Origin of the sequence: Sphaerisporangium sp. NBC_01403 (assembly GCF_045040145.1) — a bacterium.
Lineage (GTDB): Bacteria > Actinomycetota > Actinomycetes > Streptosporangiales > Streptosporangiaceae > Sphaerisporangium > Sphaerisporangium viridialbum.
Genome location: NZ_CP109534.1, coordinates 4,487,401 through 4,503,117, shown reverse-complemented (window position 1 = coordinate 4,503,117; position 15,717 = coordinate 4,487,401). Strand labels below are relative to the sequence as shown.

16 protein-coding genes and 1 pseudogene are annotated in these 15,717 nt (G+C 67.3%); 12 read left to right on the top strand and 5 right to left on the bottom strand.

Translation table 11 applies throughout. The features are described 5' to 3' along the window. Positions 1-115: 115 nt before the first annotated feature. From OG589_RS20280 to OG589_RS20255, 6 genes are all read left to right on the top strand, one after another. Positions 116-427 (top strand): hypothetical protein, encoded by a 312-nt coding sequence (locus OG589_RS20280; RefSeq protein ID WP_405151268.1) that lies wholly within the window; start codon positions 116-118, stop codon positions 425-427. A gap of 286 nt (positions 428-713) precedes the next feature. Continuing rightward, entirely contained in the window at positions 714-878 is a 165-nt protein-coding gene (locus OG589_RS20275) for a hypothetical protein (RefSeq protein ID WP_405151266.1), read from the top strand. 152 nt (positions 879-1,030) lie between these two features. After that, on the top strand, positions 1,031-1,264 hold the full coding sequence (locus tag OG589_RS20270; RefSeq protein ID WP_405151264.1) for a hypothetical protein: 234 nt from the start codon (positions 1,031-1,033) through the stop codon (positions 1,262-1,264). A 134-nt stretch (positions 1,265-1,398) separates the two neighbouring features. After that, positions 1,399-2,478 carry a ParB-like protein gene (locus tag OG589_RS20265; RefSeq protein WP_405151262.1) on the top strand — a complete coding sequence of 360 codons (1,080 nt, stop codon included), beginning with the start codon at positions 1,399-1,401 and terminating at the stop codon, positions 2,476-2,478. A 544-nt stretch (positions 2,479-3,022) separates the two neighbouring features. Then, positions 3,023-3,313 carry a hypothetical protein gene (locus OG589_RS20260; RefSeq protein WP_405151260.1) on the top strand — a complete coding sequence of 97 codons (291 nt, stop codon included), beginning with the start codon at positions 3,023-3,025 and terminating at the stop codon, positions 3,311-3,313. Between the two features lie 195 nt (positions 3,314-3,508). After that, a complete protein-coding gene (locus OG589_RS20255; RefSeq protein WP_405151258.1) occupies positions 3,509-3,898 on the top strand; it encodes a hypothetical protein in 390 nt (129 codons plus the stop codon). Positions 3,899-4,571: 673 nt separating this feature from the next. On the opposite strand, the gene OG589_RS20250 is transcribed toward OG589_RS20255, so the two are convergent. Next, positions 4,572-5,279 carry a transposase gene (locus OG589_RS20250; RefSeq protein ID WP_405151256.1) on the bottom strand — a complete coding sequence of 236 codons (708 nt, stop codon included), beginning with the start codon at positions 5,277-5,279 and terminating at the stop codon, positions 4,572-4,574. A 236-nt stretch (positions 5,280-5,515) separates the two neighbouring features. Here OG589_RS20250 and OG589_RS20245 point away from each other — a divergent pair, with 236 nt between their 5' ends. The 4 genes from OG589_RS20245 to OG589_RS20230 all read left to right on the top strand — a co-directional run bounded on the left by OG589_RS20245 (position 5,516) and on the right by OG589_RS20230 (position 10,745). Continuing rightward, positions 5,516-6,706: an NAD(P)/FAD-dependent oxidoreductase gene (locus OG589_RS20245; RefSeq protein WP_405151254.1), complete on the top strand. Its 1,191-nt coding sequence runs from the start codon at positions 5,516-5,518 to the stop codon at positions 6,704-6,706. Next, on the top strand, positions 6,703-7,593 hold the full coding sequence (gene sigJ / locus OG589_RS20240) for an RNA polymerase sigma factor SigJ (RefSeq protein ID WP_405151253.1): 891 nt from the start codon (positions 6,703-6,705) through the stop codon (positions 7,591-7,593). The genes OG589_RS20245 and sigJ overlap by 4 nt, the downstream gene beginning before the upstream one ends. A 219-nt stretch (positions 7,594-7,812) precedes the next feature. Next, positions 7,813-9,402, top strand: coding sequence for an FAD-dependent monooxygenase (locus OG589_RS20235; RefSeq protein WP_405151251.1), 1,590 nt, complete (start codon positions 7,813-7,815; stop codon positions 9,400-9,402). A 149-nt stretch (positions 9,403-9,551) separates the two neighbouring features. After that, entirely contained in the window at positions 9,552-10,745 is a 1,194-nt protein-coding gene (locus tag OG589_RS20230; RefSeq protein ID WP_405151250.1) for a cytochrome P450, read from the top strand. A gap of 532 nt (positions 10,746-11,277) precedes the next feature. On the opposite strand, the gene OG589_RS20225 is transcribed toward OG589_RS20230, so the two are convergent. Next, entirely contained in the window at positions 11,278-12,015 is a 738-nt protein-coding gene (locus OG589_RS20225) for a VOC family protein (protein WP_405152081.1), read from the bottom strand. A gap of 576 nt (positions 12,016-12,591) precedes the next feature. Continuing rightward, positions 12,592-12,899 (bottom strand): annotated as a pseudogene (locus tag OG589_RS20220) (transposase); the annotation flags it as partial. Positions 12,900-13,658: 759 nt separating this feature from the next. Between OG589_RS20220 and OG589_RS20215 the strand changes: the two are divergent. Further along, positions 13,659-14,240, top strand: a complete 582-nt coding sequence (locus OG589_RS20215; protein WP_405151248.1) for a methyltransferase domain-containing protein — start codon at positions 13,659-13,661, stop codon at positions 14,238-14,240. Beyond that, positions 14,219-14,347, top strand: coding sequence for a hypothetical protein (locus OG589_RS20210; protein ID WP_405151246.1), 129 nt, complete (start codon positions 14,219-14,221; stop codon positions 14,345-14,347). Before OG589_RS20215 ends, OG589_RS20210 begins: the two co-directional genes overlap by 22 nt. A 14-nt stretch (positions 14,348-14,361) precedes the next feature. On the opposite strand, the gene OG589_RS20205 is transcribed toward OG589_RS20210, so the two are convergent. Both OG589_RS20205 and OG589_RS20200 read right to left on the bottom strand, forming a co-directional pair. After that, positions 14,362-15,003 carry a TIGR04282 family arsenosugar biosynthesis glycosyltransferase gene (locus OG589_RS20205; RefSeq protein WP_405151244.1) on the bottom strand — a complete coding sequence of 214 codons (642 nt, stop codon included), beginning with the start codon at positions 15,001-15,003 and terminating at the stop codon, positions 14,362-14,364. After that, the gene (locus OG589_RS20200) at positions 15,000-15,656 is read right to left on the bottom strand and encodes a glycosyltransferase family 2 protein (protein WP_405151242.1); all 657 of its coding nucleotides are present in this window, start codon (positions 15,654-15,656) and stop codon (positions 15,000-15,002) included. The genes OG589_RS20205 and OG589_RS20200 overlap by 4 nt, the downstream gene beginning before the upstream one ends. Positions 15,657-15,717: the final 61 nt, after the last annotated feature.

Genomic DNA, 15,717 nt, shown 5'->3' with positions numbered 1-15,717 from the left:
GTGCCTTAGTTGGGCTCGGACATACTACTTGGGCGTAAAGTTCGGTGGTGGATGGTCGATGTAGGAGCCGCCCGCCGAGAACGCATATTTGCTGCACGGCGACAAGGAGTTAAGGATGTCACCCCGCATAAAGAGCGATGATATGTTCCCGCTCCTGATAGTCGGGCCCTATGTGCTGCTCATTATCAAGTTCGCTGTTGATACCTGGCCGAAGGCCGGCACGGGGGGAGGACTGGAGTTCCTGCTCAACCTCCTCGTGGCTGCGCCTTTCAGCTTCGTCTTCGCGGCGATCATGTGGGGTGTGCGGCCTGTGGTCAACGTTGGGGCGCACGGCTTCCTCGTGACACTCGTGTTGGCCGGGCTCGTCCAAGCCATGCTCATCTGGTGGCTCATGCTGCGAGGCCTCGGTCGGCGCCGATCAAAGTGATTGCCGTGCAACGCACGGCCTGACCGTGCCTCCCCCTGTGGGGCTGTCGGGGTCGGGGAGGTAGTAGGCCGACTGATAGTCCCATAGTGCTTTTGGTTGTCTGGGCGCTTTACCAGGTGGGTGCATTCGCGTTCCAGTCCTTCAATAATGAACCGATGATCGTCGTGCAGATGTCCATCAGGCTTGCGGCGAGAAGGTCGCACTGCTCGGCGATGCGACTACTGTCGCGGCGATCAGGGAGCTGAACAGGGAGGTCTGGCGGCTCGAATGGATTGCGCGCGGGCTGTTGAACCCCGACGAGGACATGCGGGAGGCCTGCAACCAGTCGCTGGTCAAGGCGTTGAACTCCGCCCACCAGAAGATCAGGAAGGAACTCGGCGTTCCGGGAAGCTTCTTGGCGAGGGAGCCCGGTCCACCCCACGAGCCCACCCTGCCCTCCGCTCCAGGCTGAAGCCCAGAAGTAACGTCTGCCCATCGTCTGTTGTCTTCCTCGGGTGCGTATGACTTGGAGTGGTCTAGTTCTGATGGCGCTCAGGTGAACCTGATCAGACCTGCTCTCGCTCTCACAGGCTGTGCTCCTGCGGCCGTCGAGGGGGTGAGCACATGGCCAAGCTCTTGCCGACCGTGCCCGAGGCGCCCCTGGTGACTGAGGTGACAGGAGACCAGGCCACCATCCGAGTCCAGTACACCGACCTGGGGATCTCCGACGCCAACCGCCAGTGGGCAATCACCGCCTACGCCCTGGCCTTCGGCGGGCTGCGGCATCATGTGGCCGCGGCCGGTGCCCCTTCGTGCGGAGCGGCGGCCTACGGACAGCTTGGAGGTGGCCCCTCCTGACCAACCCGGGGCCCCCGGAGAAGAACGATGTTCGCCTCCGGTTTCCCTGGACGTCAGGGACATGATCTCGTGTGTTGGTTGATTACCGGCACTCTCGCCGTCGACATACGCATTGACGACGAGGAGCACGTGTTATGCCCTTCAGATCTTCGTACCGCCGGGCCTCGGTGCTTGGGACGGCCCTCGCCGTCGTCGCCGGGACCGGTGTCGCCGTCTCGGCGCCGGCCGCGCTCGCGGCCCCCGGCTCGCCGGGTACACGGCCGTCGTTCTGCCAGCACGACAATCGCAGCACGCCGTTCGCGAAGTACCTGTGTGCCAAGCCTGGTGATCTGCTCGACGTTCGCATCGGTGATGTGCACCCGACCCAGCCGTCGCTGGGTTATGACGAGGTTTACTACAAGCTCGGCCGCTACACCCTCGGCAAGGACGCGATCAACAAGAAGTTCGACGACTGGTGCGAGGCCGACGGTCGGGTAGCGGCGGCGTCGGTGTCGCCCGGCGCGCGCCTGGACAAGCCGTCCTCGTTCACGTGCCAGCTCGCGGTCGGCGCGGAGACGGCGGACGGCATCGCCGCCATGAAGACCGTCGTCATCGGTCCCGGTGGCGAGCCGTTCCTCACCGACGGGCACCACACGCTCACATCCTTCTTCGAGACCCCCGACGGCGGCGCCGACCTGCACGTCCGGCTGCGAGTGCAGGCCAACCTGAGCACCCTCACCCGTCAGCGCTTCTGGAACGAGATGCGGGCGCACAAGTGGGTGTGGCTGCGCGGACCCAACGGCAACACGGTCACCGTGAACAAGCTGCCGACCAGCGTGGGGCTGGCCAACTTCACCAACGACAAGTACCGCAGCCTGCTCTACTTCGGTCGTGACATCGGCTACGCCCAGAACGGGCTGCCGTTCCAGGAGTTCTACTGGGGCAGCTGGGTCCGCGACGCCAAGCCGATCAACCTGGCCACGTGGGACCAGAAGGACCACGCCAGCTACCTGGCCACCGTCAAGGCACTGACCGAGGCGATCACCGCGTTGCCCAAGAACACCGTCGTCGACAACGGCTTCACCGCCGCCGAGCTCGGCGCGCTGGCCAAGTGGAACGACGGCAAGGCCGCCGACAAGGGCGAGTTCGACAAGCTGAGCAAGCCGTACTCCGACGCCAAGCCCGGCAAGCTGGCCTACACGCTTGAGTACAAGCGGGTGCACGGCCTGAGCTGAGGCCTCCGAAGCGGTACGGACGGGCGGTGACCGTCATCCTGCATGACGGGCGGCCTCCACCAGCGCGTGAGCAGCCTTGCGCTCGGGTCGCCGCTGTGGGCGGTAGCGGACCAGCGTGAACCCGCTTTCCCCGACGTGGCCCAGAGCCGCCGGTTTGCTGTTCAGCGCACGCCGCATGACCGGGTCCGGCTCGCGCTGTCGAGCGCGTTGAATCGGTCCGCCAAGTCCGGCTGTATGGTCGCTATCGGCACGAGTGTCCCGAACAGGCGTTGGCAGCCCGATGCCGACCGACTACCTAATTGCACGGAAGATCGATTGGGTGTCAGAAAGAAGTAGGGCCCGGGCCGGGAAACGCTCCCTGGCCCGGGCCTTCGTTCGTGGAGCGGGTGACGGGAATCGAACGTGCGCTGTCAGCTTGGGAAGTACATCGATCACATCACGTAGGACCGCTGACCTGGGCCACAGGCCCGTCCTGAGTGACCGTGGTTGACCTCTCGTCACCCTGGTTAATGGCACGCTAATGGCACGAACGTAGGGCGGTTCGATGGAGCTGAACAAGCAGGTCGCAGGAGGGATTGCGGAGGAGTACTTGGCTCGGTGGCGGCGCGTGGCCCTCTACGACGAGCTTGCGCTCATGGAGCAGAACGGTGACAAGGATTACGAGAACGTCATCGGTGAGGACGGCCAAGAGTACAAGGTCCTTTTCTACGCGCTTCCCGGCGCGGACGGAGCACTTCGGATGGTGGTTGCTGTGAACCACCGTAGGCTCCGCTCGGCTGTTGCCCCTCTGACTCGCGAAGCGATCATTCGCTCAGACGGTTCCTACGTGGAGTAAAGGCGGGTAGCGAACTCCCGCAGCCCCTGCCCCTGGTCTGCTCGGCTTGTCCTGGGCGATGGTGGCGGGATGATCAGGCACCGCACCACTTATGGGCCTCAGCGTTGGAGCCGCGATCATCTCGGAACCGGAGCCCCCGCCGGAGGCAGGGTTGACCCGCACTTGGAACCGGGCGGGGCCTGGCACGATAGCGGGGTGGCCACCTTCACCGACCTGGTCTTTGGTAGCAATGGCGACTTGCAGTCGGACGCGGCTGAAGTTTCGAGGGTGCTGGAGGTGTCCTTCAAGCGGCGCGAGAGTTGGTATCGCGGGGGTAGCTACCTGCACTCCACGGGCGGGCCTGGGGGTGAGGAGGTGTCCGTGCAGCGCAACGCGGAGATGGATGAGCTCGCCGAGCCGGATCATCCTGATGTTCTCACGCTGGTTCGGGTGGAAGGCACAAGTCGGCCGGAGGAGATTGAGCATCGGCTCAGCCAAGCAAGCTTCACCCTGATCCGCCGATTCACTTGGGACGAGGAAGCTCAAGGTGGCTCACGCGAACCTAAGCCGCTGCCGTCGAGAACAGAGAGGCCAGGAGCGATGTAACTGGTGCGCGCGGCGTCGCGTATATCCCGTGACGTCGCCGACCATGCTGTCCGGCGAGCTGGCTATCTCAAAGTGCCGGCCACCAAGGAAGCGCTTCGGGATTCCGAACCCATAACCTGCGGATTAAAGCCACCAGAGGGAACAGAACGTCGGCTCAGGTTCACGGGCAGGCTTTCTGCTCGTGCCCGACGGACCGAGTGGTAGATGGCGAAGGTCGAGTTAGCGGGAACCATGACGCGGGCGATGGTTTCCGCGCGCCCGCAGCCTTCGACGTTCAACCAGTGCTGTAAGAGATAAGACGAGCCCGCAAGAAAGGCCTGTTCCGAGGCCGATGAGAGCTGTCAGCAACCAGGGAATTGGGCGCTCGCCATTGTGCCATGAAGTTGCAGAAAAGAGAAGGAACAACGCGAGGCCTCCGGCGATCCCCCATCCCATTCCCCACACGAAGGGCCTTTCGGCCGCCGCTCGCTGCCGACGCGTTGGCGGATGGTCGCCACCTAATGCCTTGTCTATACGACGGATGAATCCGTCCTGGCTCTGACTATCTTCCGCCAACATTCACTCCTAACGATTTGCGTCTCTGCAGCCGAAGGCGGAAAATGTGTATTCATACACACTTTCCGCCTTCGGTGAGCGCTGTGCGAGTTAGATCACCGGACTCCGCTTGTTAGGGTCACCAGGGTCTATGTGCCCCCTTATAGAGCCTCTGGCGGTCGGTCAGCAGGCACTTGACCGCCGCCGGATAGCGGCCGCCCCACGTGTCGGCGAAGGCGTCGATGCGCCGCTGGACGAGGTCGACCAGCGGCTGGCCGACCGTGAGGTCGTCACTCAGCTCGCTGGTGTCGAAGATCTTCCAGTAGTCCGCCTTCACCTCGGCCTGGTCGCCGGCCGAGACCTTCGAAGTCATATTGCGGGCGCGGTGAACGAGACATCTTTGGCGCGGCGACGCGGGGAAGACCTGTTCGGCGGCGCTGATCAGACCGGGGGCACCGTCGGAGACGATCAGCAGCGGCGGCTTGAGGCCGCGGGCGACGAGGTCGGTGAGGAAGTCGTGCCAGGCGTCGGTGGACTCGGCTGCGGCGGCGGCCAGGCCGGCGAAGACCGGCTTGCCGTCGCAGGTGATGCCCCAGGCGGCCAGGATCGGCTCGGCCCGGCTACTGCTGTCGTGCATCTTGAAGTGGGAGGCGTCCAGGAACAGGTAGTCCAGCTCGACGTTCGACAGATCGCGGCGGCACCAGGCGTCGTACTCGGCGGTCTGGTTGATCAGGCGGGCGCCGAGCCGGGCGACGTCCTCGATGACCTCGACCAGGTCACGATCGGAGGCGAACAGGGCGTCGATCTTGGCACGGATGGCCTGGATGGGCGATACACGACGGGTCACGAGCGTGGACCTCTTTCGTGCGAACTTGGCGGTTCAACACGCCGAACCTACGCTCGTGAGCTATTTACACCGCAACTCGGACGCGACCCTAGTGATAGGGAATTGAAGTTCTGTGTCACAGGTGGGATGGGCCCGATGGCTTCGGCCGCGAACACGTGTTCCCGCGCTCTTGAGTGGAGTGACGCGTGTCACTTCGCGTCATGTCACGTCTCAGCGATCCGCGGTGTCCTGAGGGCATGAGCGAACACAACACACCCCGCAAGGTCGTGGTCATCGGTGGCGGTTACGCCGGAACGCTCGCGGCTAACCGTCTGCGGATGCGCGACGACGTCGACATCACTCTGGTCAATCCGCGCCCGGAGTTCGTCGAACGCATCCGGCTGCACCAGTTCGTGGCCGGCACCGGCGACGCCACGATTGACTACGGCACGCTGCTCGGCGAGGGCATCCAACTGGTCGTCGACAGCGCCACGCGTATCGACACCGCCGCCCGCACCGTGCGACTGGCGTCGGGCCGTACCCTGGACTACGACTACGTCATCTACGCGGTCGGCAGCACCAGGGCCGTACCGTCATCGGTGCCTGGCGCGGCCGAATTCGCGTTCGACATCGCTGAATTCGAGTACGCGCAGCGGCTGCGCGCCAGGCTGGAGGACTTGCCCCTCGATGCTCCGGTCACCGTGGTCGGCGGCGGATTGACCGGCATCGAGACGGCCGCCGAGTTGGCCGAGCAAGGGCGCAGGGTCACGCTGGTGTGTGGCCGGACCCTGGCGCCGACATTCAGCGCACCTGGTCGCCGATACATCGCCAAGTGGCTGTCCCGGCACGGTGTCGTGGTGCTCGAGGCCTCCGTGGTGAGCGAGGTGCGGCCGGACGCGGTCGTCGTCGCCGACGGTGGAGTGCGTACGAGCGCGCTGACCATCTGGACGGGTGGTTTCGGTGTGCCGGAGCTGGCGGCGGCGAGTGGGCTGCGCACCGATGCGCTCGGCCGGCTGCTCACTGACGAGACGCTGACCAGTGTCGACGACGACCGCATTGTCGCGGCCGGGGACGCCGCCGCACCATCGGGCCGGCCGCTGCGGATGAGCACGTACGTCGCCGGGCCGCTCGGGGCACAGGCCGCCAACACCGTGCTGAGCCGCATTGCGGGGACCAAACCGGCGGTGATCGACGTGGCTATGTCGGGGGCGTGCGTCAGCCTAGGCCGACGCGCCGGCATACGACAGCTCGCCCGCAAGGACGACACCGCGATGAACGTCTACATCGGCGGCCGCATGGGCGCGGTGATCAAGGAGAAGACCTGTAACTTCGTGGTGGACAATAGAATCCGCCGTGAGGCGCGCGAGCCGGGTTCGATGGGCTGGCTCAAGGGCGGCCCGCGTCCCGGGCAGCCGGACTCCGCTGCGCGGGTGGTCACCGCCCCGTGAGCACCGATGAGCATGCCGAGCGGTTCACCCTGTTGCGGCCGCTGCTGTTCACGATCGTCTACGAGATACTCGGCTCGGTAACCGAATCCGACGACGTGCTGCAGGACAGCTATCTGCGGTGGGCCGACGTGGACCTGGCGACGGTGCGGGACACCAAGTCGTATCTGGCACGGCTGGTGACCCGTCAGGCTCTCAACGCGTTGCGGGCGAGCGCGCGCCGTCGCGAGGACTACATCGGCTCGTGGCTGCCCGAGCCGCTGCTGCTCGAGAACAACGACGCCTCGGCCGATGTGGTGCTCGCCGAGTCGGTGTCGATGGCGATGCTCGTGCTGCTCGAAACGCTCACCCCCGATGAGCGTGCGGTGTTCGTGCTGCGCGAGGTGTTCGGCTTCGGCTACCACGACATCGCCACGGCGGTGGGCAAATCCGTGGCGACGGTGCGTCAGGTGGCGCACCGCGCCCGCGAGCACGTACAGGCGCGGCGTAAGCGCTTCGAGCCCGCCGACGCCGCGACGACCGCACAGATCACCGAGCAGTTCATGACCGCGGCGGCCACCGGTGACCTGGAAGCGCTGCTCTCGCTGCTCGCACCGGACGTCACCTGGACCGCCGACAGCGGCGGCAAGACCGCCGCGTCACGCCGGCCGGTGGTGGGCGCGCAGAAGGTGGCCCTGGTCCTCATGAGGCTGTTCCGCCTGGAGCGGCTGGCGGACCTGCGGATCGAGATGGTCAACTGCAACCACACGCCCGCGATAGTACTCAGCGGCGAGCGCCCAAAGGGCGTTTTCCTGATCGAGATCGCCGATGGGAAGATCACCAACTTCTACGCCATCCGCAACCCAGACAAACTTCTCGCGGTGGCGGCTCCGCGTCAGATCAGCCGGTAGGAGGAGCCAGCAAGCCGCAGCGGACGAGGTCGCAATCGCGCATGTCTGTCACAAACGGGTCGGCCCCAGCGACCCCCGTCTTGTCCGCAAGACAGTACCCCTTCACTTGGCACAACGGCGAATAACCGCGCGCGAACGAAACACCTCATCAAGGCGTCCCATGGTTTCGAATGCGCTTTGCTCGAGGTCAAAGGGGTTATCGCCGGTCCCCGACCCGCAATGGACAGTTATCGCCGCAGGCCGGTGGCACAAGACGCTAAATGTCAGTCGCCTTTCACGATGACCAAGGAGTTGACCATGACCGACACGCAGGTAGTGATCGCTGGGGCGGGGCCGACGGGGCTGATGCTCGCGTGCGAGCTGCGGCTCGCCGGGGTCGATGTGCTCGTGCTTGAGCGTCTCCCGGAGCCTCGAACGGTGGAATCGCGGGCCGGTGGTCTACACATCCGCACGATGGAGACACTCGATCAGCGGGGCCTCCTCGACCGGTTTCTCAAGCGCGGACGGCGGAGGCAGGGCGTGCACTTCTCCGCCCTCCGGCTCGACGTATCCGATGTGACGGCGCGGCATCCGTACGTTCTCGTCATCTTGCAGTCCCAGGTGGAACGGCTGCTGGAGGAGCGCGCGGCGGAGGCCGGGGTACGGCTACGACGCGGCGCCGAAGTGGCGGGGTTCACCCAGGACGAAACGGGTGTCACGGTGGAGCTCGCGGACGGGTCACGCGTCCGGGCCGACCACCTCGTCGGCTGCGACGGCGGCCGCAGCACCGTGCGCAAGCTCGCAGGCATCGAGTTCCCTGGCACCCCGGCCACGATGACCGCTCTGCTCGGCGACGTCGAGCTCGCCGAGCCACCCGCGGACGACATCTTCCAGGAGCGGCGCGAGCACGGCAGCTTCTCGGTGCTGTCGTTCGGCTCGGACTGGTACCGGGTGCTGACCAACGAGTTCGATCACGTCGCCGACCGGGACGAACCGGTGACCCTGGAGACCCTCCGCAAGGCCTTGCTCAAGATCGCTGGGACGGATTACGGAATGCACTCGCCGCGCTGGCTCTCCCGGCATGGCGACGCGGCACGCCAGGCCGACCGCTACCGCGAGGGCCGGGTTCTCCTCGCTGGCGACGCCGCGCACATCCACTTCCCGGCGGGCGGTCAGGGCCTGAACACCGGCGTGCAGGATGCGGTCAACCTCGGCTGGAAGCTCGCCGCCGTCGTCCGCGGCCAGGCCCCGGACCTGTTGCTCGACACCTACCAGACCGAACGCCACCCGGTCGCCGCCCGCGTGCTGCAGAACACCCGCGCCCAGACCGCACTCTGGCGGGTGGACGATCACACCTCCGCTCTGCGCGAGGTGCTGCGCGATCTCATCGGCATCGATGAGGTACGGCTGCGCCTGGCCGGTGTGATCACGGCGACCGACATCAGATATCCGATGGAGGGGACGGACGACCTCCTCGGCCGGCGGATGCCGGATCTCGACATCGGACATGGCCGCGTCTACGAGCTTCTGCACTGCGCCCGTGCGGTTCTGCTGGATCTTGGTGGTCTCCCGCCGCTCGACGCCGTCGTGACTGGCTGGGCGGACCGAGTCGATCTCGTCCGCGCCCGTCCTGCCGAGGGCTCCGACCTCGTCGCGGACGCCGTATTCATCCGTCCCGACGGACATGTCGCCTGGGTCACCCGCGCCGGCGAGCGGCCAGACCTGGACGCTCTCCGGACCGCCCTCACGACGTGGCTCGGCCCGGCCAGTCTTGCCGGTGCGCACTTACGCCACCGGCCCGCCCTGCGCCCCACGCCAACCCCGGATTAGCGCGCAAATCCCCGCCCCACGACGACGAAACCACACAGCTCAACGAGCTGACCACAGGACGGAACCCCAAACGTGTCCTAAATGTCAGCCGCCTTTCAATCATCTGGTGGCGCAAGAAGTTCACACAATCACAGGATGGATGGACAGAAATGACGAAAGCTCTGGAATTGTCGCTGCAGATGCGGCGGAACGGGCTCAACCCGGTCGAGGAACTGGCCCGGGCTCGCGACAGCGAGGGTGTGGTGCGGGTGGAGACGCCGTTCGGCCTGCCCGCGTACCTGGTCTGCCGCCATGAGGACGTTCGCCAGGTGCTGGCGGATCCGGCCCGGTTCAGCAGCGCCCTGACGCCGTTCCCGGGATCCGGGCAGATGAACGCCGACGAGCTGGCCAAGATGCAGGCCGGGCAACTGATCGGATTCGACCCGCCCGAGCACACGCGGTTGCGCCGGATGCTAACTCCGGAGTTCACGGTACGGCGGATGCGCAGGCTCGAGCCGCGGATCACCGAGATCGTCCAGGCGGCTCTGGACGATCTGGAGCGGGCCGGCAAGCCGGCTGATCTGGTGGAGCACTTCGCGCTGCCAGTGCCGTCGCTGGTGATCTGCGAGCTGCTGGGCGTGCCGCATGCCGACCGCGCCGAGTTCCACGAGCGTGCCGTGCGCCTGCTGGACACCTCCTTGCCGATGGAGCAGCGCGTCGCGGCGCAGCGGGAGGACCGCGTCTACATGGCCGGCCTGGTGGCCCGAGCCCAGGCGGATCCGGGCGAGGACATGCTGGGCATGCTGGTGCGCGAGCACGGCCACGATCTCAGTACCGATGAGCTGATCGGCATCGCGGGACTGCTGCTGCTGGCCGGGCATGAGACGACCTCGAACATGCTCGGCCTGGGCACCCTGGCCCTGCTCCGACACCCGGACCAGCCGGCGATGATCCGCGAGGATCCGGCCCAGGTCGAGCCCGCCGTCGAGGAGCTGTTGCGCTGGCTGTCCGTCGTGCAGTCGCTGCCGCCGCGCACGACCACGACGGATGTGGAGATCGCCGGGCACGCCATCCCCGCGGGCTCGCTCGTGATCTTCTCCCTTCCTGCCGCCAACCGCGACCCTGCCTTCGTCGACGATCCCGAGACACTCGACATCACCCGGGGAGCAGCCGGCCACGTCGCCTTCGGCCACGGTGTGCACCACTGCCTCGGGGCGCCGCTGGCGCGGATGGAGATGCGCATCGCCTTCCCGGCACTGCTGCGGCGCTTCCCCGGCCTCGCCCTGGCCGATCCGTACGAGCAGGTGGACTTCCGCGTCTTCAGCATCGTGTACGGCGTGCACACACTGCGGGTGACCTGGTGAGCCGATGGCCGTCGAGACCCGGCACCTCACCCACCCAGCACCCGAACGGACAGCCCGGGAGAGGGAGCCCCTGGTGTGGCGGGAGCGACCGCGACGTAGCCAGGACCCAGGTGGAGGCCCCGCGCTGATTCACCGACACGAAGGGTGCCGAGCATGACGGCGACTACCTCAACGATCCACCGGCCGCGCCGCTGGGCCTGCGCTATCCGCGGACGGCCGCGAGCCGGACGGCCAACGGACCCCGGCCGGCCGCGTCATAGGTCGTCACCCATTTCTATGAACAGCGGGGCCGTCCATGATGGCGAGGTCGTACGACGGCAGACCGAACGACCTCATCTTCGCGGACGGCTGAGTAGCGCTCCGTGGTCACCAGTGAGAATTGGCCTCACTTCGCTGCCGAGGATGGCCGCCGCTAGCCGCAGGTCAACGTCAGGGCAGCGCAGGCCAGACGGCGATGGCCTCGCTGTACGGGAAGATGCCGACGACGCCGCCGAGGAGCCGTTGTACGAGCCGCAGGTGAAGAAGCTTTGCGTCAGCCCCGTCCGAGGACGCAGAACTCGTTGCCCTCCGGGTCGGCCAGGACCTTCCACGGAACATCGCCCTGGCCGACGTCGGCGGCGGTGGCGCCCAGAGCCCGTAGCCGGGCTACCTCCGCCTCTTGATCCTCAACGGGGTACGGCAGCAGGTCGAGATGGACGCGGTTCCACACGGTCTTCACGCCGGGCGTGCGAAGGAACTTCAGATACGGGCCGACACCCTTGGCGGAGCGCAGCAGCGCATGATCGTCGGTGACCTCGTGCAGGGTCCAGTCCATCGCCTCGTCCCAGAACCGGGCCATGGCCCGCGGATCGGCGCAGTCGACCACCACCGCGGCGATCGGCCCGGTGTCCCGGTAGATCGATCGAGGCTCCAGCACGCAGAACATGTTGCCCTCCGGGTCGGCCAGGACTGTCCACGGGACGTCGCCCTGGCCCACGTCGGCGGGCGTCGCACCGAGCTCCTTCAGGCGCGCGACCAACTCCGCCTGATGGGCGGCAGAGGTGGTGGCGAGGTCGAGGTGCACGCGATACTTCACCGTTTCGGGGTCCGGGACGGTGACGAGATCGACGTAGAAGGCGTCGGGGTCCGGCCAGGCGAAGCCCTCGGGTTCGAGGTTGGTCACGCCGGGTCCCTCGCTGGAAACACCCCAGCCGAGCGCCTCCGCCCAGAACCGGCCGAGCGCCGAGTCATCCCGAGCCTTGAAATTCACCTGAATAAGTCGCAGCGCCATGCCGCCGATCATATGCCCAGGTAGATGGGCATTATGAACCAGCCAGTGGGCCATACGCCACTCCCGTCCCGCGGACGCAAACCGTCGGCGCTTCGCTCCGGGCGCTCCACGTTGATCCGCGGCCCGGCGACTGCGGGTTGGCAGCGACGAGGAAGGGCCAGAACGCCCAGGACCCGAGCGGGTAGGGCCAAGTCTCACGCGAACATGAATGCGCTTCACCGGAGTGGGGCCAGCGCTCGCGCGAAAGTGGGTCCACTTCATGCTCCTGAAATCAGGACCAGGTTGACTGAGACGCCTACGTGGAGCGCTGCCTCATCGAACAAGTTCCATTCGTCGTGTTCTCCCGAGGTCGTCTCATCCAATCTGGTCCATCTCAACGGAATGCTCAGGTCGTCTCACTCAATGTGGTCCAGGGCCTCAAGATTCTCGAATGCCGCAGGGGCAAACGGAGTCACCAGAGGGTTCCGAGGGAACGCAGCGTGATCTTGCGGTAGTGACCTTCAGCCAACGGAAGTAACGTGGCGGATCATGACTCGGCCGTGGGAGCAGCGCCGTCTTGCCCGGCGAACAGCTCCAGGGGTAGTACCAGCGCAGCTCGTTGCCGTTGCGGTGCATCCGCCAGACGGCGTCCTGCTGAGCGCGGGCCGGCACCGCCAGGGCCTCGGCCTGGTGGGTGTCGGCCGGCAACGGTCGGTGCATGGCCATGTCGGTGCGCAAGATGTTCACCAGCACGATCGCGTCCTGGCTGTCGGACTTCTTGCGGGAGACCGCGTGCCGTTCCCGGTAGCGCGAGGCCTGATCGGGTTGATGGCGAACACCGGGCGGCCAGAGGCGCGCAGGCATGCCACCAGCGGGCCGCGGGGCGTTTCGATCACGACCGGGATCATGTCGTCCGGAGGAAAAGATCTCTGTCTCGGCAGGAACGAGCGCAGCGAGAGCCGGGTTGCCCTCCGCCAGGCTGGCGCAACACCAAAACCGCCCGGGAGGGCACGGCCCGACACCCTCGGTGCGGAGCCGTGAACTCGATTACGAACCTGCACCCGCTCTCCCGACGGCCGGGTCGTCGTCAGCGTCTACTCCAGCGGCGCCATCGGCCGACTCGTTCCCGCCGATGTGATCGGCTTGATCCGCTACCTGCGGGAGCCCCACGCCTGCCACGGAGGCCGCCCAGCCGTAATGGTTCGCTGACAGGGTTCCCGGGCTCGACGAACGTTCATCCGGGGCCGGCCGGATCGCAGGGCGATGTCCGCTGCGCGACCCGGCGAAGAAATGGTCCCTATGGGACGTATATACATCGGTTTAATGGATTTTAGGCGATGCATTTGGTGTGCCGATCCGCTATTCAATGCAAATGTGCCAAAGGTTCGTGCCCACGCCTGTGGTGATGCGTCCTACCTGGTCAGGACACCTTCACTGCGGTCAGCGGCCCCGGCATCACGTCACAGACTCGTAAGAGTCAACGAATGCATTCCGCTGTAGCGTCGGACTGTGATCGATCATTTCGCCATGAGCGGTCGTCCGCCGCGTTCGCCCGCGGAATGCGGGCCGGTTCACGACAATCGCGGCGGTCCCGGCTTTCCTGCTACGGGATCCGACGAACGGGGGGACGCCGCGTGATCGGTGCCTTCTATGAGGACGCCTTGATGGGAGGGGACGTGGACGTCGAGTACTCCGACGGACGGGTCCGGCCCCTGGCCGCCGAGCGGTGGCTGCGGCCGATCGAGGGTGACGGGGAACTGCTGGCCAGGTGCGGCGGGCCGACGCTCGACGTCGGTTCCGGACCCGGCCGGCTGACCGCGGCCCTGGCCCGGATGGGCGTGCCGGTCCTCGGCATCGACATCACCCCGCTGGCGGTGACGCTGACGCGGTGCGCCGGTGCGCCGGCGCTGCGCAGAAGCGTCTTCGAGCGGCTGCCCGGCACCGGCCGCTGGGCCGTGGCGCTGCTGGCCGACGGGAACATCGGCATCGGCGGCGACCCGGACGCCCTGCTGCGCCGGCTCCGCGAGCTGGTACGGCCCGGCGGCGCGGTGATCGCCGAGCTGGCGCCGCCCGGGTCGCCGAGCGGGGTGGAGTGGGTGCGGCTGCGTCGCGGCGGGCAGGTGGCCGACTGGTTTCCCTGGGCGACGGTCTCCGCCGACGACATCGGACCGCTCGCCCGCAGCTGTGGCTTCCCTTTCGCGGATCAGTGGAATGAGGCGGGACGATGGTTCGCCACCCTGACCTGAAGAACCCGCAGAATCTGAGGGACCCGAGGGATCCGCAGAGCCTGGAGGGACTGCTGCCCGCAGTGGCGAGACTGGCCGGCGGCCACACCGTGCTGATCGCGGGCTGACCTGCCCGATGCGGTCAGTGCGCGGCCATGCTCAGGCGCACGGCGTCCAGCGTCGCGGCGAACCGGGTGCCGGGGGCCTGCGCGGCGACGTGGAGGGCGTCGGCGAAGGTGTCGACGTCGCGCAGTTCGGGCATGAGGGCCGTGCTCAGTCCGGCTTGGCGCAGGCGCCGGAGCTGGGCCGCTCCGGTGCCCGGTTGTGACATGGGCACTCCGAGCAGCAGTGCGGGGTCGGGGCGGCGCAGGCCGAGGAGCCAGAAGCCGCCGTCCGCGGCGGGGCCGTACACCGCGTCATGCCCGGTCAGCGCGTCGGCGGCGGCTTCGAGCAGGGGCGGGGTGAGCTGAGGGGTGTCCATGCCGACGAGCACGGTCGGCACGGGGTGCAGCCCGTGGGCGTCGGTGAAGGCGGCCGCGAGCCGCTCGTCCAAGCCACGCCCGCGTTGCGGGATCACCGTGAAACCGGGAGGCAGCCAGGGACCTGGCAGCCCTTGGAGGGCGAGGACCTGGTGCGGCGCGCACGTCGCGGCCACCGTGTGCAGGGTGTCCTCCAGGGCGGCGGCCGCGAGCCGGGCGGCCTGTTCCTCGGTGCAGGGCGGGCAGAGCCGGGTCTTGACCTGGCCGGGTACCGGCTCCTTGGCGATGACCAGGATCTGCGTCACGCGGTCTCCCTGATGACCCGCCGCATGTCGCCGATGGCGCGCACGGTGCCGCGTACCGTGCCGGTGACCTTGGAGGGGCCCGCGCGCGGAAGGTAGTCCACCTCGGCCTCGGCGATCCGCCAGCCGTCCGCGGCGGCGCGCAGCACCATCTCCAGCGGGTAGCCGAACCTGCGGTCACGCAGGGCCAGGGCGAGGAGCCCGGTGCGGCGGGCCGCGCGCATCGGGCCGAGGTCGTGCAACGCGGCCCCGGTGCGGCGGCGCAGCCGGTGGGCCAGCAGGGCGTTGGCGGCGCGCGCGTGCGGCGGCCAGGCGCCGGGCGACCGGGCGATCCGCCGGCCGAGCATCAGGTCGGCGTCTCCGGCTCCTACGGGCCCGGTCACCCTGGGCAGTTGCCGCGGGTCGAGGGAGGCGTCGGCGTCCATGAAGGCGACGATGTCCGAGGTCGCGGCCAGCAGCCCGGCGTGGCAGGCGGCGCCGAACCCGCGCCGCGGCTCCACGAGCACCCGGGCCCCGAGGTCGGTGGCGATCTTCACCGAGTCGTCCGCCGACCCGTTGTCCACCACGATGGGCCGGTAGCCGGACGGCATGCGCTCCAGGACCCAGGGAAGCGCGGCCTCCTCGTCCAGGCACGGCAGTACCACGTCGATCTCCATGGGTCCGACGCTAAGGCAGGGCAGGCCTGAAGATTCTTACGGTGTGGTGACGCCGTCTTCA

What these genes read in the sequence shown, in the direction of transcription:
- OG589_RS20225 (WP_405152081.1), bottom strand. Translation starts at nt 12,015, where the DNA reads ATGGCGCTGCGACTTATTCAGGTGAATTTCAAGGCTCGGGATGACTCG.
- OG589_RS20260 (WP_405151260.1), top strand. Translation starts at nt 3,023, where the DNA reads ATGGAGCTGAACAAGCAGGTCGCAGGAGGGATTGCGGAGGAGTACTTG.
- OG589_RS20245 (WP_405151254.1), top strand. Translation starts at nt 5,516, where the DNA reads ATGAGCGAACACAACACACCCCGCAAGGTCGTGGTCATCGGTGGCGGT.
- OG589_RS20215 (WP_405151248.1), top strand. Translation starts at nt 13,659, where the DNA reads ATGGGAGGGGACGTGGACGTCGAGTACTCCGACGGACGGGTCCGGCCC.
- OG589_RS20265 (WP_405151262.1), top strand. Translation starts at nt 1,399, where the DNA reads ATGCCCTTCAGATCTTCGTACCGCCGGGCCTCGGTGCTTGGGACGGCC.
- OG589_RS20270 (WP_405151264.1), top strand. Translation starts at nt 1,031, where the DNA reads ATGGCCAAGCTCTTGCCGACCGTGCCCGAGGCGCCCCTGGTGACTGAG.
- OG589_RS20235 (WP_405151251.1), top strand. Translation starts at nt 7,813, where the DNA reads ATGGACAGTTATCGCCGCAGGCCGGTGGCACAAGACGCTAAATGTCAG.
- OG589_RS20280 (WP_405151268.1), top strand. Translation starts at nt 116, where the DNA reads ATGTCACCCCGCATAAAGAGCGATGATATGTTCCCGCTCCTGATAGTC.
- OG589_RS20210 (WP_405151246.1), top strand. Translation starts at nt 14,219, where the DNA reads ATGGTTCGCCACCCTGACCTGAAGAACCCGCAGAATCTGAGGGACCCG.
- OG589_RS20230 (WP_405151250.1), top strand. Translation starts at nt 9,552, where the DNA reads ATGACGAAAGCTCTGGAATTGTCGCTGCAGATGCGGCGGAACGGGCTC.
- OG589_RS20200 (WP_405151242.1), bottom strand. Translation starts at nt 15,656, where the DNA reads ATGGAGATCGACGTGGTACTGCCGTGCCTGGACGAGGAGGCCGCGCTT.